The sequence below is a fragment of the Bradyrhizobium sp. AZCC 1721 genome, assembly GCF_036924715.1.
Classification (GTDB): Bacteria; Pseudomonadota; Alphaproteobacteria; order Rhizobiales; family Xanthobacteraceae; genus Bradyrhizobium.
The window spans coordinates 2,106,048-2,126,132 of sequence record NZ_JAZHSB010000001.1 but is presented as its reverse complement, the minus strand read 5'-3'; the positions used below and the strand labels follow the sequence as shown (position 1 = coordinate 2,126,132).

Genomic DNA, 20,085 nt, shown 5'->3' with positions numbered 1-20,085 from the left:
GCGGTTGCCCGGCCGCAAGCGGGGAAAGGTCAGGTCGCGGACGCCTCGTTATGCCGCAGCCGCCTTCTTCGGCGGGAAGCGGCCGTAAAACGTCTCGTTCTTAGCGGCCATGTCGATCAAGAGCTTCGGTGGCGTGAACCGCGAACCGTACTTCTTCTCCAGCTTCAGGCACTGTTCGACGAACTTCTTCGTACCCATAAAGTCGATGTAGGACAGCGTGCCGCCGGTGAATGGCGGGAAGCCGAATCCGAGGATCGAGCCGACATCGGCCTCCCGCGGATCGGTGATGACATCATCCTCCACGGTGCGCGCGGCTTCCACCGCCTGAACCACGAGAAACCGCTGCTTCAATTCCTCGACGTCGAGCGTATCCGGATCGAGATGCTTCGGCTGCAGCGTGGTCAGCTCCGGCCATAGCTTCTTCTGCCCCTTGCCTTTCTCGGGATAATCATAAAAGCCCTTGCCGTTCTTGCGGCCGAGACGTCCACGCTTTTCCACCAGTTCGACCAGCAGCTTGTTATGATCCTGATTGATCGCCTGCGCACCGATATCGGCTTCGGTGGCCCTCAAAATCTTCAGCCCCAAATCGAGGGCGGTTTCATCATTGAGCGAGAGCGGCCCGACTGGCATGCCGGCCATCTTCGCGGTGTTCTCGATCATCGCTGGCGGCACGCCTTCCAGCAGCATCTCGTAACCTTCGAAGAGGAAGAGCATCACGCAGCGGTTGGCGAAGAAGCCGCGCGAGTCGTTGACGACTATCGGCGTTTTCTTGATCTGGCGGACGTAGTCGAGCGCGGTGGCCAGCGCCACGTCGCCGGTGTTCTTGCCGACAATGATTTCTGAGAGCATCATCTTCTCGACCGGCGAGAAAAAGTGAATGCCGATGAACTTCGACTGATCCTTCCACTCCTCGGCCAGCGAATTGATCGGCAGCGTTGAGGTGTTGGTCGCAAAGATCGCGCCTTCCTTCAAAAGCGGCTGCGCTTTAGCGTAAGTCTCTGCCTTGACCTTGCGATCCTCGAACACTGCCTCGATCACGAGGTCGCAATCGCTAATCGCATTGTAATCGGCGGTGGCGGTAATGCGCGACAGGATCGCTTCACCGTCGGCCCGTTTCATGCGGCCCTTGGAGACCGCCGCATCGATGTTAGCCTTGGAGTGGCCCTTGCCCTTGTCGGCGGCATCCTGGTCGCGATCGATCAGCACCACGTCAATGCCGGCTTGCGCCGACACGAAACCGACGCTCGCGCCCATGAAGCCCGCGCCGATGACGGCGATCTTCTTGACCTTGATAGGCGGCACATTCGGCGGACGGCGCGCGCCCTTGTTGAGCTCCTGCATCGACATGAAGAGAGAGCGGATCATCGCCGCCGCTTCGTTCGACCGCAGGATCTTCGAGAAGTAGCGCGACTCGACGCGCAACGCCGTATCCATCGGCAACTGCAGGCCTTCATAGACGCATTGCAAGATAGCTCGCGCGCCCGGATAGTTATCGTAAGTCTCGCGGCGCAGCATCGCGGCCGCCGGCTGGAAGAACTGTGCGCCCTCTTTCGAGTAGACCGGACCGCCAGGCAGCTTGAAACCCTTCTCATCCCAGGGCGCGACCGCTTTGCCGCCGACCTTGATCCAGTCTTTAGCTCTCTGAATCAGATCCGCCGCCGGCACCACCTCGCCGATTATACCCCGATCCTGGGCCTTCTTGAGATCGATGGCCTCACCCTTGAACAGCATCTGAACAGCATCCATCGTCGGCATCATGCGCGGCAGCCGCTGCGTGCCGCCGCCGCCGGGGAAAATTCCAACCTTGACCTCAGGCAGGCCAACACGGGTTTTCGGGTTATCGGACGCGATGCGGTAGTGACAGGCAAGCGTCAGCTCGAAACCGCCGCCGAGCGCCGTACCGTTGATCGCAGCAACCCACGGCTTGCCGCCCACCTCGATGTTCCGGAACGATTGGGACAGCTTGCGGGCCTCGTCGAATACATATTTGTTCGCCACTTCCTCGCCTTGCGAACTCAGCATCTCCGCGTAGGTCCGATTCATGCGCTCGAGCATCGTCAAATCCGCGCCCGCGCAGAACGCGTCCTTGCCCGATGTGATGACGACACCTTTGACGGCGGCGTCCGACGTCATCTGCTCGATGATGGCGGCAAGCTCGGCTCCAGACGTCTCATCGATAACGTTCATCGATTTGCCAGGGATATCCCACGTCACCAGTGCGATGCCGTCGGCATCGGTTTCAACATTGAAGTTCTCGTAGGCCATGTGATCGTTCCAATTCCTCGCCGTCCATCCCAATTACCTCGCTGCTCGCGAGGCACTCTAAGGATGGCATGATAAGATTTTTCGCTTGCGTCCCCCTCCCCTTGCGGAGTGCGTTACAACTCAAACCCGTTCGATAATGGTTGCAGTGCCCATGCCGCCACCGATGCACAGCGTGACAAGGGCGGTCGATTTGCCGGTACGCTCCAGTTCGTCGAGCACGGTGCCGAGGATCATCGCGCCGGTCGCGCCGAGCGGATGGCCCATCGCGATCGCGCCGCCGTTGACGTTGATCTTGTCGTTGTCGATCTCGAACGCCTGGATGTAGCGCAGGACCACCGAGGCGAATGCCTCGTTAAGTTCGAATAGATCGATATCCTTGAGCTTCATGCCGGAACGCTCCAGCACTTTCCTTGTGACGTCGACCGGACCTGTCAGCATCATTGCAGGCTCGGAACCGATGTTGGCGAAAGCCCGGATCTTCGCACGCGGCTTGAGGCCGCGCTTCTTTCCGGCTTTCGCACTGCCGACCAGAACAGCGCTCGCCCCGTCGACAATGCCCGACGAGTTTCCGGCGTGGTGGACGTAGTTCACGGCCTCGATTTCAGGATGTGACTGCACGGCCACCGCATCGAAGCCACCCATCGCGCCCATGGCAGCGAACGATGGCTGCAACTGCCCGAGCGACTGCATCGTTGTCGAAGGACGCATATGCTCGTCCTTGTCGAGAATGGTGATGCCGTTGATGTCCTTCACCGGAATCACGGAATTCTTGAAGCGGCCTTCGTCCCAGGCCTTGGCGGCGCGCTGCTGGCTCTGCACGGCGTAGGCGTCGACGTCCTCGCGCGAAAAGCCATACTTCGTTGCGATCAAGTCCGCCGCCACGCCCTGCGGCATCGAATAAGTCGGTACCGCCATGGACGGATCCATCGGCCACGCGGCACCAGATGACAAGATGCCGACACGGCTCATGGATTCCGCACCCCCGCCGATGGTGAGTTCGTGCTGCCCGGACATGACCTGCGCAGCGGCGAAATTCACGGCATCGAGACCAGATGCGCAGAAGCGATTGATCTGAATACCGGGTACGGACGTATCGAAACCGGCATTCAGGACAGCAAAGCGTGTTATATCGCCACCAGCCTCACCAACGGGATCGACTACGCCGAACACCACATCGTCGATGCCGTTAGCTTCAAGGTTGTTGCGCTCTTTCAGCGCCTTCAGCGGCGCGCTCGCAAGCGCGAGCGCTGTCACTTCGTGCAGCGAGCCGTCGGCCTTGCCGCGCCCGCGCGGCGTGCGCACGTGATCGTAGATAAATGCATCAGCCATTTGGTCTCTCCTTCGATCGCTCTCAGAACATTCGGCATTAGCCATATCGTGGTACGTGAGCCGGTTCTTCCCACGCCACTTCTTTGATGCATGCGGCCGACGTAGACTCTTCGTTGCTCATCAGTTCCAAGTGGACGCGCTTCAAACCCGATACGGTTCATATCAATTACATTTGTCTAGAGCCTATGAATTTACAAGTCTATCGTGAAACGATTTCAGTTGAGAGATCCACCAGTAGAATTGGACAAGCGATGCAGCTGGTTTGATGCCAGTCGGCGTTCAGCGGTACGCTTTGGTTTTGCGCTGGCGCATTTCGGCTATGTTCGGCGCGCAGTTGTGCCAGGAGGCGCCACTGTATTGCACCCGTTGGCTAAACCCGGCTTCCCGTCCCTGCTCACTCCGATGAGGCATCGAGCACCGCGCTGAAAAGGTCCCAACGCGTGCCGGTCCAGCGCTGTAGCCTCATTTGCGTGTAGTTCATGTTGATCTTGTCGCTCGTATTGATGCTGACGCCAGGCAGCAGCGTTGGCAGTGCCACATTCCTCAGGCTCTTCGCCTGCTTGATGATGTTCTCGCGGGAGAGATCGTTCCCGCACTGTTTGATCAGATGTTCGAGCAGCATGGCTTGCGTATAACCGAACAGGATATTGGTGTCGGCGATATCGACGCCGGGCATGTACTTGTCGATGAAGGTCCGATAGCTCTTCATCCCCTCGGTGTTGGCCCACTGCGTGTCGGTCGGATCCATCATGTTCGTGCCGACCATCACCCCGGTCGCCCTTTCAAGGCCTGCCGGCCTCAGGGTCGCGCCAACCGAGAACGATGGGTAGTTCAGCAAGATCGCCGGCTTCCAGCCAATCTCGGCAGCCCTGCGAATGGCTTGCGCCGCGAATTTCGGTGTTCCCGCCAGCAGCAGGGCCTCGGCCCCTGAACTCTTCAAGTTCACGATGTGAGAATCCACTGTCGGATCGCTGATCTCATAGGAGATGGCGGTGACCTTCTTGTCGAAATCGCCTTTAAGCATCGCCTTGAAGGCGTTGACGTAATCTTTGCCGAGATCATCGTTCTGATAGAGGATGGCATACTTGGCATTTGGCAGCGTCTTGGTCAGGAATTTGGCGTAGATCTTTCCCTCGGTATCGAAACTGATCAGGCTGGTCGTCGTCAGCGGAAAATCCGCCACATTCGTGAACTTGTTCGACCCGCTGGCGATAGCTATGGTCGGCACGCGTTTCGACATCAGATACTTTGCCACCGCCGTGTTGCCCGGGGTACCAAGCTGACCAAAGATGAAGGCGACCTCATCACCTTCGACGAGCTTGCGCACCTGCTCCACGGTCTTGGGCGGACTGTAAGCATCGTCGTAGGCAATGTAGTTTATTTTCCGGCCGTTTATTCCGCCGCGGTCGTTGACCGACTGGACATAAGCAAGAATGGCTTGACCGATGACTCCGTACGGCGAGGCAGGTCCGCTGAAAGGAAAGACTCCCCCAACCTTGATCTCAGACGGCGTCACCCCCGGAGCATCAGCGGCATACGCGGTTGACCCCAGCGCCAACAGCATCAGTGCGAAAGCAGGCTTGACAACTTTGAACATGGCGTCATTCCCCTGAAGTGAAACTACCTTTCTTCTGAAACCTCGCGCTGGTGCATGCGGGCCGACAAGCTTGACTAGGAAGCGCGAAGTGCCCGCCTCGACAACTCAAGCCGCTCGCGAACCATCGCTCGAACCAGATCTTTACGTACCTTGCCGAAGCTGTTGCGGGGCAGCGTCTCGAGGCAGATGACTTCACGCGGCCGCTTGTAGCTTGCCAGCGAGGAGCAGCTTTTTACGATCTCATCAAGGTCGACGACGGCATCCGTAGCCGTGACGATCGCGGCAACAACAATCTCGCCCCACTTTTCGTCGGGGGCCCCGACAACCGCGACTTCCCGGATCGAGGGATGGTCGATCAATACCAACTCAACCTCGGCGCAATAAATGTTCTCGCCGCCGGAAATTATCATGTCCTTCTTGCGGTCCTTGATCGCAAGGTATCCGTCAGTGTCGATAACGCCAACGTCACCGCTTCGATACCAGGCAGTTCCGTTCAAACTGATGATCGCTTCGCGCGTCGCCTGCTCATCATTCAAATAATGAGAGAACCCCGTCGGTCCGCTGATAAGAATTTCCCCTACTTCACCATTCGGAAGAATCCCGCGCTTCTCATCATGAATGACTATCTGCGTACCCGGCGCTGGCAGCCCGGCAGTGCCGGGCTTCTTGGTCAGCATCGCTGGCGGGCATTTTGAAACGAACAACATCTCCGTAATGCCGTAGGCGTTTGTCACCGCATTTGGCAGCTTGAATCGTTCCTGGATGCGTTCCGCAAGCACCGGCGGCAGAGGCGCCGAAGCAGAGATCCAGTGCGTGAGGTGTGGTAAGGTCTTGTTCTCGACGGATGACTCATGGACAAGCTGCCAGGCCATCGTGGGAACGATGAAAGCGAGCTGGATCCTGTACTTCTCCAAGTTCTCCAAGGTTTGAGCCGCGTCGAACCTCTTGAACAGAAAATTTGTTCCACCGCACATGACAACCGGCAATGCAAAGTTTTCCATCGCTCCGCGATGAAAGAGAGGAGCGACCGCCAGCGATCTCACTTCTTCGGGGAAGCCGCATGTAATGGCGGAGAGCATCGCGGAGGCAACCGCAGATCGATGCTTTACCACTGCACCCTTTGGCCGACCTGTCGTGCCCGAGGTGAACCAGATGCCGCTATCGGCGTCGGCGCTAACGGTCGGGAACTGTAGGATGTAATCAGCATCGCCACGCAACGCGTCGGTGAAAGCAAGCTGGCCAGGCCGAGCCTCTGCCCCGGCCACGATTTGAAGGATCGAGAGGTTGGAGATCGAAATCGCTTTCGATGCCAGCTCGGCGAGATCCCGGTCGACGACGATCGCTTTGCACTCCGCCGCTGCAAGCTGATACGACAGTTCCTCGGGAGTCAGACGGAAATTCAGAGAAACGGTCAGCGCACCGAGCCGCGCGATCGCGAAGTAAGATAGAAGTAGCTCGCGCTGATTCCAGAGCAAATAAGCCACTCTGTCGCCCGCTGTGATTCCGCGCCTCTGCAGGCAGGCAGCAAGACGATCCACGGTCGCGTCAAATTCGAAATAGCTCAGGGAGCCGACCTCATCGACAATCGCGATCCTTTGTGGCAACGCACGCGACGTCGTGCGAAGAATGTCGGACACGGAAATAGCTCGATCGAGCACGACGACCCTCCCTGTCTGTTCGGTTCATGGCAGCTCCTGCTGCTCTTGGATTTTTTAGCTTTCATTCAGGTGGCCGCCCTGGCTGCCACTTCACCCAGTGAAAGAATGACTTGCATTTCAGGCATCGGAACAACACTTCCGAAACGCTGCCGCCGAATGGCGATTCGATCTCGACCGCACTACTCTCACAGTGCGGGCAAATGACCTTGCTAACATCGAGCGGCAACTCGAAGCTTGGCTCGCCCCGGTTCACGGAAGCGCCAGTTCGCGATTCTTGAAACGAATTTTCTCAAACAGATTCTCCGGGATTCCCGGGTTGCCATTGCGGCGGATGGACCGCTGCCACGACTTTGCAGGGCTCGCAATTCCGTCCGGAACATCGAAGGTTGCGCTGACCGCTTCGAGGAAGCGATCGCGGAGGTCTGAGTCCGGCCTATCCCGATAGCCGCCCGAGTAAACTATATCAGGCTGGTCCGCGTCGCCCCACCAATCCAAAGCATCGACCAGGCGGCGACGCGCGTCTTCATCAACCGTGGACGCCGGATCTTTGCGTAGCGCCTTGATCCAACCCACGGAATAGCTGAGATGGAAGCGCGATTCCTTCAGTATCTTGTCAGCGAGACGTGCCAAGGTTCTGTCGGCCAGGATCGTTCTGTAGGCGCTCAGTTGCGTGGAAATGGCCTGCTCGGCCATGAATATCGCCGCGATAAAGTCGGACCACGACTGCGGCGGCCGATCGAGCAGCTTCGGCGAGCGAATGTCCTTCGCACCACGCGTCCACTCCACCTCCTCGCGCGTGACGCCGAAACGACCCAGATGCTGATAAAGCGCGCGGGCATGCCCATACTGCCCCTGCATCATCGCGCAAATGGAGGTGAAGTCCGCGATGGAGCGGCCGTTCTGCAACACCAACATATACCAGCCAGCGAGCACCAGTTTGGCATCTGCAATGCAATACAACTCGTCCCGCAGGCACCGGTCGGTTTCCGAGAGGTTTCCGATTAAATTGACGTCGGCCATCACACCACCTTCACCTTTGATTTGCTGCCGCGTTCGGTAATCGTAACGATTGCCGACAGCGGAACGATGCACATCTCCCGCCAGGTATGGTGGTCGTAGACAAACCAGGCGCGCGCCTCCGCCAGTTCTTCGTTGGGGGCTTCGACCGAACCGATATGAGTGAGCGGTTCTGCGGAATCTCGGCGCGCAAATACCTCGTAGAATTCGGGCTTGTCTCCGCCCAACTCCAATCGTCTGTCGATAACCTTTTTCATCATCGCACCTCTAACTAAACCTGTATTCCAAAGCGGCGCATCAGCTGTCGTGCATTGGACTCAATGGATTGAGTGGTCCAATCGTGATGCCAGCCTTCGAGAACGTTGACCTCGCTGACCCCTTCCAGGCCGCCCACGGCGTCCTTAACCGATTGTTTCAACATCGAGACGCCAGGACAGGCCAGGCACGGAATTGCGAGTTCGACATCGACCACGCCGGTTTCCGATATCGTGACTCCCCGCAACATTCCCATACTCTCGATGCTGACCGGTATATGCGGGTCATTCACCGCGAGGAGCGCCTCCCGGACCGCCTGCTCAGTCACCACAGGTCTTGCCCCCACAGCTCTGTCTGCATCCGGCTCAGGCCCGGCAGCTTCAATGGGCCGCCCTTCTTCCACTGCGCCAACTTTTCGGGCCACGTTACCGTACGAAAATCCCACTTCATGGTTTCCATATTCAGCAGGATCGGCATTTGATAATCGAGGACGTAAATGCCTTTTTCGTTATCGAAGTGAGCCGGCACCTTCAAACCAACCTGCTCGCAGAAGGGAACGAGGCGTTGCAGCCAAATCTGCCTGAGCTGATCGTTGCTGCTGCCGCGTATCTTATAATGGAGTTGGTCGGTCCTTGACTTGACATCGTCCGTGGCGCCGAACCACTCGGCACCCAGGGGAAACCAGAAATCCATGCGTTCCTGGACACGCTTCCGTATCTCGGGGCCCTGCTGCATGTAGTGGCGGACCATGTACTCGCCGCGCTTGACGTGAAAGTTTTCTTCGAAGTTCACCTTCCGCAGCGATCGGCTGTACGGACCGAACGAACAATTTTCCTCGAGATCGCACGTCGTGATATATCCCGCCTGATCGCCGACAAGGTGGCCTAGCCCCACATCGATCGGACTCAAGTTGCCAAACTCAAGCAGGAAGAAAGTCTTGAAATTTTTGGGATCGCGCTCGAACACCTGGTGATAGGAGTCGAAGCCGAAATCCTCGAGCATCCGGAACATAACCTGGGCATGGCCCATCTCGTCCTGCAGTGCAGACGCGATGGCAATTCGATCGTTGATACCGGGTGCAAACGCTATTGCATCGAAGTCGAGAGGCAACGTCATGATTTCGAGATCGGCGGCGATCGCCATGGTCGCGACCAGCACGTCACGATAGCGGGGCGTCATCTCGCTGATATCTTCTAGCGTGGCGCCAGCCTTAACTCGGGTCTGCAGGGCGATCTCAGTTGCCTCTTCCGTGATTTCACGCGCTAACGCTGCTTGAGCCACGATGCAAACCTCCGTCGTTACAATTGCTGACTGGTTATTCGTAGTCCTGAAGATTACCGCGCAAGACATCGATAACGGAGGGACCGTCCGCGACATCAATGTCTCGTGGCGCCCCCGATGCGTGTTGGAGACCGGAAAGCACGACCGCCTGCAGCGCACGAGTGAGACGGTGAACGTGAACGCGGAGATTCTGGCGGAGGCACTCAAGCATCATACCGTCGGCGGCCGCGATCAGGAGCCGGGCCATATCAGCACTGCTCAAATCGGAGCGGAACGCTCCGGAAGCCTGCCCAAGCTCCAGAACCTTCCGGATTTCTTCTGCGACGCGGTTATAGCCAGCACTTACTCTGCGCGCCGCCTCGGATTCGGTCCCGGCAAGCTCGATTGAGACGACGATCGGCAGCAGCATCGAGCCCGGATGTTCAAGGGCGATCTTGCCAGTCCTTTCCAGGAGTCCCGTCATGCGCTCGACCGGAGAGCGGCTGTCGTCCCTCAACAGCTGGACGTAGGGAATCAGAACGTTGGCCCGCACCCGGTTGAGCAACTCAAGGAGAACCCCCTCCTTGGTGCCATAATAGAAATACACGCTACCCTTGGTCAGGCCAGCGAGCTCTCCGATTCTCTCGGTCGTTGTGCCGGTGTAGCCCTGAGTGACGAAGAGAAATTCGGCAGCAGCCAACACTGCCGCCATGCTCAACTCGCGATGTTCAGAATTTGTCAGTCGCTTCTTGCGCTTTTTCATGCGCTCGAAAGTATTATCAGTCGACTCGCAAGGTAAAGCCTCGTGCAATCCCAATGCACCGCTAGACGCACAATCGCTCCTTTCTCCAGAGCCATGGTTCGCGTCGCCAACCCCTGACAATCCGGCTGAAATACTCATGCTCATGGCCCAGCGAAGTCTTGTTCGACGCGGCTATCAGTTGACATTGATAGTCATCTACATTTAACTTACTTACCAGTCAATAACTTTCTTATGAGTCAAGAGGGAAGCCGATTTTTGTATTGGAAACCAATTAGATACAAGAAAGTAAAAGCGCAGCTCGGAAGCCTTTCGACACGATATCGAGCGATCGCGAGCGATCGGAAAGCGAAAAAGGACCAAAGATGACTAGGCAGATTGAATTCTATTTCGACTTCGGTAGCCCCTACAGCTACCTCGCACAGACGCAGCTCAAGAAGCTGGCGGCAGACACGCAGGCCACCATCGTCTACATGCCGATAAACGTGTTGGATTTGATGAAGGCAACCGGCAACACCCCGACGACGATCGAGTGCAAGTCGAAGAGGAAATACGCGAAGAGCGATCTGCAACGTTGGGTCAAAAAATACGGCGTCGGTTGGGAGGCCAACCAGAACTTCCGGCACATAGACCTCAACTTCCTGCTTCGCGGGGCCATCGCCGCGATCAAGCTCGGGGTGGGTGCCGATTTCGTATCGAAGGTGTTCACTGGCCTCTACGCTCAGGTGCTCGATCTTGGCGACGTCGAAATCCTCAAGGATTTTTTGAAGAAGAACGAGCTTCCTGCGGACGACATCATTGAGCTGATGGCTCGGCAAGATATTTTCGATGAACTCAAGGCCCGCAACAAGGCAGCCGAAGAAGCCGGCCTGTTCGGTACGCCTACGTTTCGGATTGGAGAGGAAATTTATTTCGGGAACGATCGGCTCCCATTCGTTGAAGCGGCAGCAAAGGCGCAGGCATGATCATGACAAAGCCAGTTTGTATTATTACCGGCGTTGGTCCCGGCACGGGCAGCGCACTCGCACGCCGCTTCTCTCGCGGCGACTACCATGTCGCTCTCCTGGCGCGCTCGGAGAAGCGCATTCCGAAGCTGCAAGCTGAGCTGCCGGACGCCTCCGCCCATATCTGCGATGTCACGCAGGAGGACCAGGTCAGCGAAACCGTCGCCAAAATCACTCGCGATCACGGCGCGCCCGAGATCGCCATCCACAATGCTGTGGGCGGAACGTTTGGAAATTTCCTGGAAGTGGATCCCGCGGCTCTTGAGACGAACTTCAAAGTCAACGCGATGGGGCTGCTTTATCTTGCCAAAGCGGTCGCTCCTGCGATGATCAAGGCGCAAAAAGGTGCCATCGTCGCGACAGGCAATACCTCGGCCTATCGCGGAGTCGAGAGCTACGCCGCGTTCGCGCCGACGAAGGCAGCGGAACGCATCCTTGCCGAATCGATGGCGCGACATCTAGGCCCAAAGGGCGTCCATGTCGCCTTTCTGATGATCGACGCAGTCATCAACGTGCCATGGGCTCGCAAGATGTTTCATGACAAGCCGGAAGAGTTTTTTGCTCAGCCGGCAACGATTGCCGATGAAATCTGGCACATCGCGCATCAACCGCGGTCGGCATGGTCTTTCAACTACGAGCTTCGCCCCTACGCGGAGAAGTGGTGAGGTTGCCCGGATCATCGGATCCTCGACCTGCCCCAAGCCAAGCCAACCGGGCCGCCACGCTATCCTGGCGGGTGGCCCCGATTCTCCAACATTTTCGTCTTGCATCCAAACCAGGGGCCGCTCTTGCGGGACACCCAGGGGCCGCTTTTGCTGGACACAAGGCGCACGAATGATTTGGGGAAGCCGCGCGAAGCCGGCGATCAAATCTTCGGCCATCAAGTTATGGGCCGATCGCATCGCCGTTCTGGCGCCAGGCTTGATTGCCGCCTCCCTGATTGCAGTCCTGGCTGGCTTCTTGCGAACCTTACCGCTCCTGTCCGTCATCAGTCCGATGATGCTGGCAATGCTGATCGGGATGACCCTCACCAATGTCGCGGGTCAGCCGGGCTGGATGAACGACGGCATTCTGTTCAGCCAGCGACGATTACTCCGGCTCGCCATCGTCCTGCTCGGCCTTCAGCTCACCTTTGCCGAGGTCGCGACGTTGGGTGCGATGGGTGTGGTCATTCTGGCCGCAGCGCTGGCGTCCACCTTCGTCTTCACGGTGCACGCCGGACGATTGTTGCGCGTGGAGGAAAAACTCGCGAAGCTCATAGCCGCCGGAACCTCTGTGTGCGGCGCCTCGGCGGTGGTCGCAGCGAACGCTGTTGTGGGCGGAAAGGAAGAGGACGTGACCTATGCTGTTGCATGCGTCACCATCTTCGGGACCATCGCCATGTTCCTTTTTCCGTTTCTGCCCGGGCTTCTGCATCTGAATGCCGGCGAGTTCGGACTTTGGACCGGCTCTTCCGTTCACGAAATTGCCCAGGTAGTTGCAGCGTCGTTTCAACACGGGCAGGTCGCGGGCGAGATGGGCACGATCGCAAAACTGTCGCGCGTCATGATGCTCGCCCCGCTGGTGCTTGCGATCGATCTGCTGTCCCGAAGAGATGCGCGTGGCGGGACGGGCCAAGAAGCGGCAGAAGCGTCAAGGCGCGCGCCTGGGGTACCCTGGTTTGTCCTCGGCTTCATCGCCGCTACCTGCATCAACAGCATCGTCACCATCCCCGTGGGACTGAAATCGAATCTAATGTGGCTGACGACCTTCCTGCTGACGGTCGCGCTTGCCGCAATGGGAATGCATACCGACTTGACGAAACTGCGAAGAAGAGGCTTTCGCCCTGCCCTCCTGGCTGCTCTTGCCTCCCTGTTTATCGGCATCTTTAGCCTGGCCTGCATCAAGCTGCTCGATTGAGGACTTCCGGCGACGCGTCACAGCGCAAGCCAAAGAACAACTTGCAGGACGACTGCACAAGGCAGCCCCAACGTCAGCGCGAGGAGCTGACCTTCTTTTACTTCATCGGCGTTCAGATCGGGAAGGAGTTCGGCAGCGAGCAGCAGCGTCAGACCACATTCCATGAGACCCCCGATTCCGCCGGCCGGCATACGCTTCATTCTCTGGCTAAAAAATCACCCGCAACTCGAGCTGTTTCAGCCCTCGACTTTGAAGGTGAGCCCGGCGTTCCGAACAAGCCGGGATATCAGCTTCTCGCCCATCGCCGCACCAGGCGTCCAAATGCCGGCAGCAACGTCAGTCGCGTCCTGCAAGAGACAGATCGCGCATTCCGTGATCATCTTCGACGTCGATGCATAGCCGGGGTCCTTGTCGCCGCGAACCGCGACGGAAATCCTGCCGTGGTCCTTGCTGCGCCCGATGAACAGGATGTCGTAAGAACCGGCCTCGCGCTCGGCCCTGGATGGCCCCTCGCCCGGCTTCGGACTGCTTTCATCGCCAAACGATCTGTTTTCTTCCAAAATCCTGGCGGCCGTAACCTCGCCCTGCTTGCCGGGCCCTGCTACGATCATCTCGTCGTAAACGAAGCCGGTCCCATAGGGATGCCCCATCAGCGCGTTGGATCGATGGATGTTGCGCGTGTTGATCGGCGACATGATGAAGGGGGCCACCCAGGCGCCGAGATCCTCGTCGAACTCAATCTTCATTCCATGCGGCTGCTTTGGGCCGGCGAAACCGGGCGTCAGCAAGAACGGGTCCTTGAGCTGGGCGAGCACCTGCGGATTGCTCGTCGCCGCGGCCATCGTCGCCCGCGAACTGGCCGCAGTTCCGCCCGAGAAGGTGCCTTTCATTACGCGGACACGGCCTTTCACGTGCTCGGCCGCCTCACCCCATGCTTTCTTCGCGGCGCTCTGCAGGAAGAACACACCAAGCTCGAATGGCACAGAATCGAAGCCGCACGAGAAAACGATGCGCGCCCCACTCGATCGGGCGTCGTTCTCATGGGCGTCGATCATGTTCCTCATCCAGACCGTCTCGCCGCTCAAGTCGAGATAGTCCGTACCCGCACGAGCGCACGCCGCCACCAGTTCCGATCCGTAAAGCTGGAACGGACCCACTGTCGAAATGACGGCGCGCGTCGTCCGGACCAACGCCTGCAAGGAAGTTCGATCGTCTGAGTCAGCCTTGATCAGCAAGATATTGTCGGGCGCGCCCACCCTGTCGCGGACGGCCGCGAGCTTGTCGAGATCGCGGCCCGCCATTCCCCATTTGATTTTGTTTCCGTATTTCGTGGCGACATACTCGGCCACGAGCTGCCCGGTGAAGCCGCTGGCGCCAAACACAACCAGATCGCACTCTCTATCACGCACCATGTTTAGATCCCGTCAGTCACAAGCAAGACTGGGCTGCCGAAGGATGATCGCCAACCTGGATATCTATCATTTCATCTCGCCGCGCATTTCGTATCCAATGATGCGAGATACGAGTAGGGACGGCGGAAATCGAAATACAAATCGATTGTAGCCATGCAAGCTCCCTTCATCATCTACAGCGAGCAGACGGCAGCGGGGATTTCGATGTGGCGGCGACAGCGGCCGCTCAGGATTGCATAGCTTCCGGCTGTTTCAGAAGAAGCTGCTGCAATTCCCCTGACCGGAACATCTCCGTCACGATGTCACAGCCGCCCACGAATTCGCCGCGCACGTACAGCTGCGGGATGGTCGGCCAATCCGAGTAATCCTTGATGCCTTGCCGCAGTTCTTCGGACTCGTAAATGTCGTGCGCTTTGAAGGGTACGCCGAGATGGTCGAGTATTCGGACCACCTGCGCCGAGAATCCGCAAGCCGGCGCGGCCGGCGTGCCTTTCATGAATAGGAGAACATCGTTGGCATTCACTTCGCTGCGGATGAAATCAGCAACACTCATAATCTTTCTCTCCATCTGATCGCGAGAGCTTACCTTCACTTACCACTCAACCCAACAAGATTAAAGTACATTTTTAGAACTTACAAAATTACGCAAGCCCAATCTCTCCCGACGGAAACAGCTTACTGTCAATACGCTGCTCTGTCGTTCTCATGAAAAGGGCCAGCTGCGTTGCAGCTGGCCTAAGTCCAAGTTGAGCGGTAGCGATACCGCTTGCCTCGGGGAGATTTCTCATTCGCAACCAAACGATTAATTTCCAAAATTGTCAATTCTAAAATGGAATTTACTGGCGTTAGTTCAGGCTGGCTGTAGCTCGGGAAGGCGCCTTCTTGGGTGGAACCATCACCATTGCATTGCATTCCAGTCCCATAGATGATTATCGTCATACAATAGTCGCGACCAAACAGGAGAACCCGTCATGGCCGCTGCCAACGATCCCGTCGTCATCCTTTCCGCCGCCCGCACGCCGCTCGGCCGGTTCATGGGCGAACTGTCCCCCTTCAGCGCTCACAGGCTGGGTTCGCATGTGATCGGCGCCGCATTGGAGAGAGCGAACCTTGCGCCGGAGCGGATCGATGAGGTGTTCATGGGCAACGTGCTGCCGGCCGGACAGGGTCAGGCGCCGGCGCGCCAGGCCGCACGCGGCGCCAAACTGCCTGACGCCACCGGCGCCACCACTATCAACAAGGTCTGCGGCTCCGGCATGAAGGCCACTATGCTGGCTCACGACATCATTCATGCGGGCTCCGCCAGCATCGTGATATCCGGCGGCATGGAGAGCATGAGCAACGCCCCCTATCTGCTCGCCAAGGCGCGCGGCGGCTATCGCGCCGGGCACAACCGGATCATCGATCACATGCTGATGGACGGGCTGGAAGACGCCTACGAAACCGGCCGCTCGATGGGCGACTTCGGCGAGGCTACCGCGGAGGCCTATCAGTTCACCCGCAACGACCAGGACGCCTACGCGATGGAGACCTTGACCCGCGCCCGCAAGGCGGTCGAGGGCGGCGCGTTCAGGGCCGAGATCGCGCCGATCACATTGTCCGAGAAGGCGGGTCCGCGCGTCATCGCCAATGACGAGCATCCGCTCAAGGTGGATCCGGCCAAGATTCCCGGATTGAAGCCCGCGTTCCGCGGTAACGGCACCATCACGCCGGCCGCCTCTTCCGCGAATGCCGACGGCGCCGCCGCGCTGGTTCTGGCCAAGCGCTCGCTCGCCGATCGCGACGGGCTGCCGGTGCTCGCCGAAATCAAGGGTCACGCCACCCACAGCCAGGAGCCGCAATGGTTCACCACGGCACCGATCCCGGCGATCCGGAAGCTGCTCGACAAGGTCGGCTGGACCGTCTCCGACGTCGACCTGTTCGAGATCAACGAAGCCTTTGCGGTGGTGGCAATGGCCGCGCAGAAGGATCTCAGCATTCCCCGCGAAAAGATCAACGTCAATGGCGGCGCCTGCGCGCTCGGCCACCCGATCGGCGCCACCGGCGCGCGCCTCATCGTGACGCTGCTGCACGCGCTCGAAGCGCAAAATCTGAAGCGCGGCGTGGCGGCGCTCTGCATCGGCGGTGGTGAGGCCACCGCCGTCGCGGTCGAGCGCCTCGTCCGCTGAGGGCGACCAGGCGGAACATACTCGGCGAGCGGCACGAGTGGTGTCGCCCGACGTCTTGTAGCGCACCCAGAAGCTGGAAGCTCAACGTGACGAAAGTTCTCATGGCCGACCAGAGCGAAGCGGTCGCGACTGCACCGCCACGCGCCCCCGTTTCCGGCGCCTTGCAGATCGCCGTACTTGCCGCTCTGGCGTCAATGGGAACACTCTCGACCAACATCCTGCTACCGTCGCTGCCACAAATGGCGGCATCGTTGAATGTCACGAGCGCGGCAGTCACGTCCGCCATCACAGTTTATCTTGCGGCGTTCGCATTCGGTCAGCTCCTGGTCGGACCGCTTTCAGATCGCTACGGGAGGCGCTGGCCAGTTTTGGCCGGCTTTGCGGTGTTTTTCGCAGGCAGCGTCTGGTGCGGCTTGGCAAGCGACCTGCCGAATCTTCTGATCGGCCGCGTCTTGCAAGCTTCGGGCGCTTGCGCGACATCGGTACTATCGCGTGCCATCGCCCGCGACTTGTTCAGTGGCGCGGCGCTGGCACGCGCGATGGCGCTCATCATGATTGCGATGTCGGTCGCTCCTGGCTTCTCACCGCTGCTTGGCGGCGCGCTCGATCACATCTTTGGTTGGCGCTCCGAGTTCGCCCTCGTCGCCATTTTTGCGGTGATTGGTGCCATTGCCCATGGCATCGTGCTTGGCGAAACCCACAACTCGATCCGAATTCCGCTCGATCCGGTCGCCATCACCAGAACCTATCTCAGTCTGATCGGCGATCGCCGTTTCGCGGTCCCCGCAGCAACCGTCAGCCTGACCATAGGCGGCTTGTTCTCGACGTTTTCGGCTGCTCCCCGCTTATTCATCGAAGCACTTCAATTCACCCCGATCCAGCTCGGTCTGTTCTTCGCCGGCACCGTCCTGATCGTATTCGTTGCCGGCATGATGGCGACGAAATTTGCATCACGCTACGGGCTCGAACTCTCGATCCGCGCCGGTTTGTTGACAACGGCCACGGGCAGCGTGGCGATCTTGCTCGTCTCGCTGTTCAGCCCGACTTTCTTGCCATTTCTCTGCGCGATGTGCGTGTTCCTCTTTGGTATGGCCATAGTCAGTCCGCTCGGCACCGCGCAGGCGCTCTCTCCGTTCGGCGAGAAAGCCGGCGCGGCTTCAGCGCTGCTCGGTTTCTGGCAAATGATGAACGCCGCGGCCGGCGTATGGTTGGCCGCTACCCTGTCGCATGAAGCAATGTTTGCGCTAGGCGCGGTGTTGACGATCTTTTCGCTGGCTGCTCTTGGCCTGTACGCGCTGAAGCCGCATCTTGACTAGCTCGGGACAGGGAACAAGCGGCCATCAGAGCGGCTGGAGCGGCACGCGTGCCCAGCCTGCCTTCGGAAGGAAGATGCGGTCGTATTCGACCTTGATCAGCTTCGAGTCGGGTAGCGGACGCTGTTGTTCTGCCCCTTCCTTCGGGATGGCCCGCCCTGAAGGCGCATCTGACGTAACGCTTGAACAAGAGCGTGCGAGTGCGGCGTTGAAGGGAGCCGGTCGAGGAGCCCGCAGAGGGAAGGCCTGTGCGGTGCATAGGTCTTCTTTGTCTGAACAGAAGAGCGAGTCAGCTGCGTTCGGAGCTGAGGAGCGGCCCGAACAGTTCCCAGCTGCCACCCTGGAATCGCTGCATCTGAAGCTGTTTGATCAAGTTGTAGTCGGTCGGGCTGCTTTTAAGGCGGATGCCGGGAAGTAACGGTCCGACCTCGATATCGAGACTGGTCGCCTGCTTGAGCACGTTCTCGCGGGTGAGATTGTCGCCGCACTTTTTGAGTACTTCGACCATGGTCTTTCCGACGGCGTAGCCGTACACCGTGAAGCCGTCGCCTTTGTCGCCCTCAGGAAAATACTTGTCCATGAAGCCCGACCACTCGTTCATGCCGGGGTCGTTCTTCCACTTCGGATCGTTTGCGTCTTTGAGATAAACGGCACTCAACACACCCAGAGCGTTTTCGAAGCCGGCCGGCTTCATCACGCTGTTCACCGACGACGAAACGTTGCTAACGATGTGAACGGGTCTCCATCCCACCTCGGCGACCTTCCTGATGCTCTGCGCCGCAAATTTCGGCGTTGCGATCGTCAGCAGAACATCGGCATTCGCGGATTTGATCTGAACGATCTGGGAATCGACCGTCGGCGCGGTCACCTCGAATGGAGCCTCCGATACGATCATCGAGGCCTTGGCCCCCAGACCGTCGCGCAAGCCGATGAGGTAGTCTTTGCCGAAGTCATCGTTCTGATAAAGAACTCCGATCTTCGCGTTCGGATGGTTCTTCATGATGTATTGCGCGTAGATGCGGGCTTCGTTCTGGTAGTTGGGAATGAAGGCAATCGTCCAGGGAAAGTTCTGCGGATCAACCCACTTCGAAGCGCCCGTCGCGAGGAAGAGGTGCGGGATCTTCTTCGTGTTGACGTACTTGTGGATCGCGGAGTTGCCCGGCGTTCCGAGTATGCCAAACAGCAACAGCACTTCGTCGTTCTCGACGAGCTTGCGCGTCTGCTCGACGGTTTTCGGTGGACTGTAGCCGTCGTCGTAGCTGATGAAGTTGACTTTGCGGCCGTTGATGCCGCCCTGTTCGTTTACCATTTTGAAATATGCGGAGAACGTCTTGCCGATCACGGAGTAGGCGGACGCCGGTCCGCTGTATGGCATGATGTTGCCGATTTTGATTTCGGTATCGCTCGCGCCAGCGTCATAAGCCTTCTGGGCGATCGCGCCGGTCGCGGTCGCTGCGCCGAGCAGACTGGCGGCCAGTAACGAACCCGCAGCCTTCAAGAGGCGATAGTCCATTGGTGTCCCTCCCTAGGGGCAGATGTCGATGTTCGCCTGGCCTTTTATTTTGTGGCTCGTGACGGAGGTCAGTTCCAACATGGTCACCGTAACCCGCGCGCTGCGCTAGATCAAAAAATCGAGATAGCGCTATTCACGTGTGATTAGCGGCACTGCCGCCTAAGCTCGCGAAGTCCGCGCGCGCGCGTCAGAGCGCAAGAAGAACAAGTTGTGCCACGACCGCACAAGGCAGCCCAACGTCAACGCGAGGAGCTGAACCTCCTCTGCTACGGTCTCGAACTCTCGATCCGCGCCGGTTTGTTGACAACGGCCACGAGCAGCGTGGCGATCTTGCTCGTCTCGCTGTTCAGCCCGACTTTCCTGCCATTTCTCTGCGCGATGTGCGTGTTCCTCTTTGGTATGGCCATTGTCAGTCCGCTCGGCACCGCGCAGGCGCTCTCTCCGTTCGGCGAGAAAGCCGGCGCGGCTTCAGCGCTGCTCGGTTTCTGGCAAATGATGAACGCCGCGGCCGGCGTATGGTTGGCCGCTACCCTGTCGCATGAAGCCATGTTTGCGCTAGGCGCGATGTTGACGATCTTTTCGCTGGCTGCTCTTGGCCTGTACGCGCTGAAGCCGGGCGCTGGTTAGCGACAAAC

20 protein-coding genes are annotated in these 20,085 nt (G+C 58.7%); 6 read left to right on the top strand and 14 right to left on the bottom strand.

From position 1 onward, the window contains the following. Positions 1-48 precede the first annotated feature (48 nt). From V1273_RS10290 to V1273_RS10250, 10 genes are all read right to left on the bottom strand, one after another. Entirely contained in the window at positions 49-2,265 is a 2,217-nt protein-coding gene (locus V1273_RS10290) for a 3-hydroxyacyl-CoA dehydrogenase NAD-binding domain-containing protein (RefSeq protein WP_334409507.1), read from the bottom strand. 120 nt (positions 2,266-2,385) lie between these two features. Beyond that, a complete protein-coding gene (locus V1273_RS10285; RefSeq protein WP_334409506.1) occupies positions 2,386-3,594 on the bottom strand; it encodes an acetyl-CoA C-acetyltransferase in 1,209 nt (402 codons plus the stop codon). A 394-nt stretch (positions 3,595-3,988) separates the two neighbouring features. Further along, positions 3,989-5,191, bottom strand: coding sequence for an ABC transporter substrate-binding protein (locus V1273_RS10280; protein WP_334409505.1), 1,203 nt, complete (start codon positions 5,189-5,191; stop codon positions 3,989-3,991). A 74-nt stretch (positions 5,192-5,265) separates the two neighbouring features. Then, complete coding sequence (locus V1273_RS10275) at positions 5,266-6,849, bottom strand: class I adenylate-forming enzyme family protein (protein WP_334409504.1); 1,584 nt, start codon at positions 6,847-6,849, stop codon at positions 5,266-5,268. A 61-nt stretch (positions 6,850-6,910) separates the two neighbouring features. Next, positions 6,911-7,102: a PaaD-like zinc ribbon domain-containing protein gene (locus V1273_RS34010; protein WP_442894075.1), complete on the bottom strand. Its 192-nt coding sequence runs from the start codon at positions 7,100-7,102 to the stop codon at positions 6,911-6,913. Beyond that, positions 7,099-7,869, bottom strand: a complete 771-nt coding sequence (locus V1273_RS10270) for a Phenylacetic acid catabolic protein (RefSeq protein WP_334383237.1) — start codon at positions 7,867-7,869, stop codon at positions 7,099-7,101. The genes V1273_RS34010 and V1273_RS10270 overlap by 4 nt, the downstream gene beginning before the upstream one ends. Further along, the gene (locus tag V1273_RS10265; RefSeq protein WP_334364295.1) at positions 7,869-8,123 is read right to left on the bottom strand and encodes a phenylacetic acid degradation b; all 255 of its coding nucleotides are present in this window, start codon (positions 8,121-8,123) and stop codon (positions 7,869-7,871) included. The genes V1273_RS10270 and V1273_RS10265 overlap by 1 nt, the downstream gene beginning before the upstream one ends. A 14-nt stretch (positions 8,124-8,137) precedes the next feature. After that, positions 8,138-8,449 (bottom strand): metal-sulfur cluster assembly factor, encoded by a 312-nt coding sequence (locus V1273_RS10260; protein ID WP_334364296.1) that lies wholly within the window; start codon positions 8,447-8,449, stop codon positions 8,138-8,140. Next, positions 8,446-9,402 (bottom strand): 1,2-phenylacetyl-CoA epoxidase subunit PaaC, encoded by a 957-nt coding sequence (locus V1273_RS10255; RefSeq protein WP_334364297.1) that lies wholly within the window; start codon positions 9,400-9,402, stop codon positions 8,446-8,448. Before V1273_RS10255 ends, V1273_RS10260 begins: the two co-directional genes overlap by 4 nt. A 34-nt stretch (positions 9,403-9,436) precedes the next feature. Continuing rightward, on the bottom strand, positions 9,437-10,144 hold the full coding sequence (locus V1273_RS10250; RefSeq protein ID WP_334364298.1) for a TetR/AcrR family transcriptional regulator: 708 nt from the start codon (positions 10,142-10,144) through the stop codon (positions 9,437-9,439). A 362-nt stretch (positions 10,145-10,506) separates the two neighbouring features. Here V1273_RS10250 and V1273_RS10245 point away from each other — a divergent pair, with 362 nt between their 5' ends. From V1273_RS10245 to V1273_RS10235, 3 genes are all read left to right on the top strand, one after another. Then, entirely contained in the window at positions 10,507-11,106 is a 600-nt protein-coding gene (locus V1273_RS10245) for a 2-hydroxychromene-2-carboxylate isomerase (protein WP_334409503.1), read from the top strand. A gap of 2 nt (positions 11,107-11,108) precedes the next feature. Further along, positions 11,109-11,810, top strand: a complete 702-nt coding sequence (locus tag V1273_RS10240) for an SDR family NAD(P)-dependent oxidoreductase (RefSeq protein ID WP_334383241.1) — start codon at positions 11,109-11,111, stop codon at positions 11,808-11,810. Between the two features lie 169 nt (positions 11,811-11,979). Next, the gene (locus V1273_RS10235; RefSeq protein ID WP_334409502.1) at positions 11,980-13,044 is read left to right on the top strand and encodes a YeiH family protein; all 1,065 of its coding nucleotides are present in this window, start codon (positions 11,980-11,982) and stop codon (positions 13,042-13,044) included. A gap of 17 nt (positions 13,045-13,061) precedes the next feature. On the opposite strand, the gene V1273_RS10230 is transcribed toward V1273_RS10235, so the two are convergent. From V1273_RS10230 to grxD, 3 genes are all read right to left on the bottom strand, one after another. Beyond that, positions 13,062-13,244, bottom strand: coding sequence for a hypothetical protein (locus V1273_RS10230; protein WP_334409500.1), 183 nt, complete (start codon positions 13,242-13,244; stop codon positions 13,062-13,064). Between the two features lie 36 nt (positions 13,245-13,280). After that, positions 13,281-14,456: a saccharopine dehydrogenase family protein gene (locus V1273_RS10225; protein ID WP_442894074.1), complete on the bottom strand. Its 1,176-nt coding sequence runs from the start codon at positions 14,454-14,456 to the stop codon at positions 13,281-13,283. 226 nt (positions 14,457-14,682) lie between these two features. Continuing rightward, positions 14,683-15,009: a Grx4 family monothiol glutaredoxin gene (grxD, locus tag V1273_RS10220; protein WP_334383245.1), complete on the bottom strand. Its 327-nt coding sequence runs from the start codon at positions 15,007-15,009 to the stop codon at positions 14,683-14,685. Positions 15,010-15,427: 418 nt separating this feature from the next. Between grxD and V1273_RS10215 the strand changes: the two genes are divergently transcribed. Together V1273_RS10215 and V1273_RS10210 are read left to right on the top strand one after the other, a co-directional pair. Beyond that, positions 15,428-16,624, top strand: a complete 1,197-nt coding sequence (locus tag V1273_RS10215) for an acetyl-CoA C-acyltransferase (RefSeq protein WP_334409499.1) — start codon at positions 15,428-15,430, stop codon at positions 16,622-16,624. An 86-nt stretch (positions 16,625-16,710) separates the two neighbouring features. Then, entirely contained in the window at positions 16,711-17,940 is a 1,230-nt protein-coding gene (locus tag V1273_RS10210) for a multidrug effflux MFS transporter (protein WP_334409498.1), read from the top strand. 286 nt (positions 17,941-18,226) lie between these two features. On the opposite strand, the gene V1273_RS10205 is transcribed toward V1273_RS10210, so the two are convergent. Next, positions 18,227-19,450, bottom strand: coding sequence for an ABC transporter substrate-binding protein (locus V1273_RS10205; protein ID WP_334409497.1), 1,224 nt, complete (start codon positions 19,448-19,450; stop codon positions 18,227-18,229). 321 nt (positions 19,451-19,771) lie between these two features. Here V1273_RS10205 and V1273_RS10200 point away from each other — a divergent pair, with 321 nt between their 5' ends. Then, positions 19,772-20,077 carry a hypothetical protein gene (locus V1273_RS10200; protein ID WP_334409496.1) on the top strand — a complete coding sequence of 102 codons (306 nt, stop codon included), beginning with the start codon at positions 19,772-19,774 and terminating at the stop codon, positions 20,075-20,077. The last annotated feature ends 8 nt before the right edge of the window (positions 20,078-20,085 follow it).